4 protein-coding genes and 1 pseudogene are annotated in these 2613 nt (G+C 69.8%); all 5 read left to right on the top strand.

The annotated features are described in order from the left end of the window. A pseudogene (locus tag ACFQWG_RS14030) lies at nt 1-273 on the top strand (NADH-quinone oxidoreductase subunit L); the annotation flags it as partial. A 5-nt stretch (nt 274-278) separates the two neighbouring features. Next, the gene (locus tag ACFQWG_RS14035) at nt 279-830 is read left to right on the top strand and encodes a hypothetical protein (protein ID WP_380976485.1); all 552 of its coding nucleotides are present in this window, start codon (nt 279-281) and stop codon (nt 828-830) included. A gap of 126 nt (nt 831-956) precedes the next feature. Continuing rightward, the gene (locus ACFQWG_RS14040) at nt 957-1199 is read left to right on the top strand and encodes a proton-conducting transporter transmembrane domain-containing protein (RefSeq protein WP_380976487.1); all 243 of its coding nucleotides are present in this window, start codon (nt 957-959) and stop codon (nt 1197-1199) included. A 20-nt stretch (nt 1200-1219) separates the two neighbouring features. Further along, entirely contained in the window at nt 1220-1645 is a 426-nt protein-coding gene (locus tag ACFQWG_RS14045) for a proton-conducting transporter transmembrane domain-containing protein (protein ID WP_380976491.1), read from the top strand. A gap of 468 nt (nt 1646-2113) precedes the next feature. Beyond that, a partial coding sequence (locus ACFQWG_RS14050) for a proton-conducting transporter transmembrane domain-containing protein (protein WP_380976489.1) occupies nt 2114-2613 on the top strand: 500 nt, incomplete at its 3' end.

A 2613-nucleotide genomic window follows, 5' to 3' on the forward strand; every position in this document is an offset into this window, starting at 1 on the left:
TCGCTGCTCACCCGGGCCGCCCGCCGCGACCTCCTCCAGGACGACTTCAACCACGTCGTCCTGGTCCGCGGCGGCGAGCACCTCACCCGCTCCCTGGTGTACGTCGACCACACCCTGGTCGACGGCGTCGTCAACGGCACGGCGGCCTCGGTCGGCGGCCTCTCGGGACGGCTGCGCAGGCTGCAGAACGGCTTCGCGCGGTCGTACGCGGTCTCGATGTTCGGCGGTGCGGCGATCCTGGTCGCCGCGACCCTGCTGATGAGGGCGGTCTGATACCGATGTCCTTTCCCCTGCTGACAGCGACGGCGGTGCTGCCCGCGCTCGGGGCGATCGCCACGGCGGCCGTGCCGGCCGCGCGGCGCACGGCCGCCAAGTGGCTGGCGCTGCTCGTCTCGCTGGCCACGCTCGTGCTCGCCATCGTCGTCCTGGCCCGCTTCGACCCGGCGGCGACCGCTACCAGCTCACCGAATCCCACTCCTGGATCGCCGACTTCGGGGTCCGCTACGAACTGGGCGTCGACGGCATCGGCGGTGGCGCTGGTCGCGCTGACCGCCGTGCTGATCCCGTTCATCATCCTGGCGGGCTGGCACGACGCCGACCCGCTGGAGACCGGCAGCAAGCGGTGGCGGCCCACCCAGGGCTTCTTCGCCCTGATCCTGGCCGTCGAGGCGATGGTGATCCTCTCCTTCGAGGCCACCGACGTCTTCCTCTTCTACATCTTCTTCGAAGCCATGCTCATCCCGATGTACTTCCTCATCGGCGGCTTCGGGACCGCGCCCACGAGCACGGCGAGGAAGTGGCGTCCACGCAGCGGTCGTACGCCGCCGTGAAGTTCCTGCTCTACAACCTCGTCGGCGGCCTGATCATGCTGGCCGCCGTCATCGGCCTCTACGTGGTCGCCGGGAACTTCTCGCTCCCGGAGATCGCCGCAGGCCCGCGCGAGCGGCGAGCTGGACATGGCGACCAGCACCGAGCGCTGGCTGTTCCTCGGCTTCTTCTTCGCCTTCGCGGTGAAGGCGCCGCTGTGGCCGCTGCACACCTGGCTGCCCAACGCCATGGGCGAGTCCACCGCCCCGGTCGCCGTGCTGATCACCGCGGTCGTCGACAAGGTCGGCACCTTCGCGATGCTCCGCTTCTGCCTCGGGCTGTTCCCGGAGGCGTCAAGTGGGCGACGCCCGCCATCCTCGTACTGGCCCTGATCAGCATCATCTACGGGGCGCTGCTCGCCGTCGGCCAGCGGGACATCAAGCGCCTGGTGGCGTACGCGTCGATCTCGCACTTCGGCTTCATCATCCTGGGCATCTTCGCGATGACCAGCCAGGGCCAGTCCGGCGCGACGCTCTACATGGTCAACCACGGCATCTCGACCGCCGCGCTGATGCTGGTCGCCGGGTTCCTGATCTCCCGGCGCGGCTCGCGGCTCATCGCCGACTACGGCGGAGTGCAGAAGGTGGCCCCGGTGCTCGCCGGTACGTTCCTGATCGGTGGCCTCGCGACCCTGTCGCTGCCGGGACTGGCGCCCTTCGTCAGCGAGTTCCTGGTGCTGGTCGGCACGTTCTCGCGGTACCCGGCGTCGGCGTCATCGCCACCTTCGGCATCGTGCTCGCCGCGCTCTACACCCTCGTCCTCTACCAGCGGACGATGACGGGCCCGGTGAAGGAGGAGGTCGCCAAGATGCCCGACCTCAGGGTGCGTGAACTGGTCGTCGTCGCGCCGCTGGTCGTGCTGCTGATCTTCCTGGGCGTCTACCCGAAGCCGGTCACCGACATCGTCAACCCGGCGGTCAAGCAGACGATGTCCGACGTACAGAAGCAGGACCCCGGCCCGAGGTGGAGGCGGCCAAGTGAGCGCAACAGCCGTCCACAGCCTGTGGACAACGGCGGCCGACCCGATCTCGAAGATCGACGCGCCGAAGATCGAGTACGCGCAGCTGTCGCCACCCTGATCGTCGTCGGCGCGGCGATCATCGGCGTGCTGATCGAGGCGTTCGTCCCGCGCAAGTCCCGCTACTACCAGACTCTTCGTGGCCGGTGGTCGCCCTCGCCGCCGCGTTCGCCGCGGTCGTCGCCCTCGCGGCGGCGGGTACGGCACCACGAAGGCCCGCATCGCGGCGATGGGCGCCATCGCCGTCGACGGACCCGCCCTGTTCCTCCAGGGCACCATCGTGCTGGCGGCGCTGGTCGCGCTGTTCACCTTCGCCGAGCGGCGGCTCGACCCGGAGGCGCACGGCAACCGGGTCGACTCCTTCGCCGCGCAGGCCGCGTCGGTGCCCGGCAGCGAGAGCGAGAAGGCCGCCGTGAAGGCCGGGTTCACCACCACCGAGGTGTTCCCGCTGCTGCTGTTCGCGGTCGCCGGGATGCTGCTCTTCCCCGCGGCCAACGACCTGCTGACGCTCTTCGTGGCGCTGGAGGTCTTCTCGCTGCCGCTGTACCTGCTGTGCGCGCTGGCCCGCCGCAAGCGGCTGATGTCGCAGGAGGCCGCGGTCAAGTACTTCCTGCTCGGCGCCTTCGCCTCCGCGTTCACCCTGTTCGGCATCGCCCTGCTGTACGGCTACGCCGGGTCGATGTCCTACGCACGATCGCGCAGGTCGTCGACGGCACCGTCCCCGAGGTC

Origin of the sequence: Schaalia naturae (genome assembly GCF_042665795.1) — a bacterium.
Classification (GTDB): domain Bacteria; phylum Actinomycetota; class Actinomycetes; order Actinomycetales; family Actinomycetaceae; genus Pauljensenia; species Pauljensenia naturae.

What these genes read in the sequence shown, in the direction of transcription:
- ACFQWG_RS14040 (WP_380976487.1), top strand. Translation starts at nt 957, where the DNA reads ATGGCGACCAGCACCGAGCGCTGGCTGTTCCTCGGCTTCTTCTTCGCC.
- ACFQWG_RS14035 (WP_380976485.1), top strand. Translation starts at nt 279, where the DNA reads ATGTCCTTTCCCCTGCTGACAGCGACGGCGGTGCTGCCCGCGCTCGGG.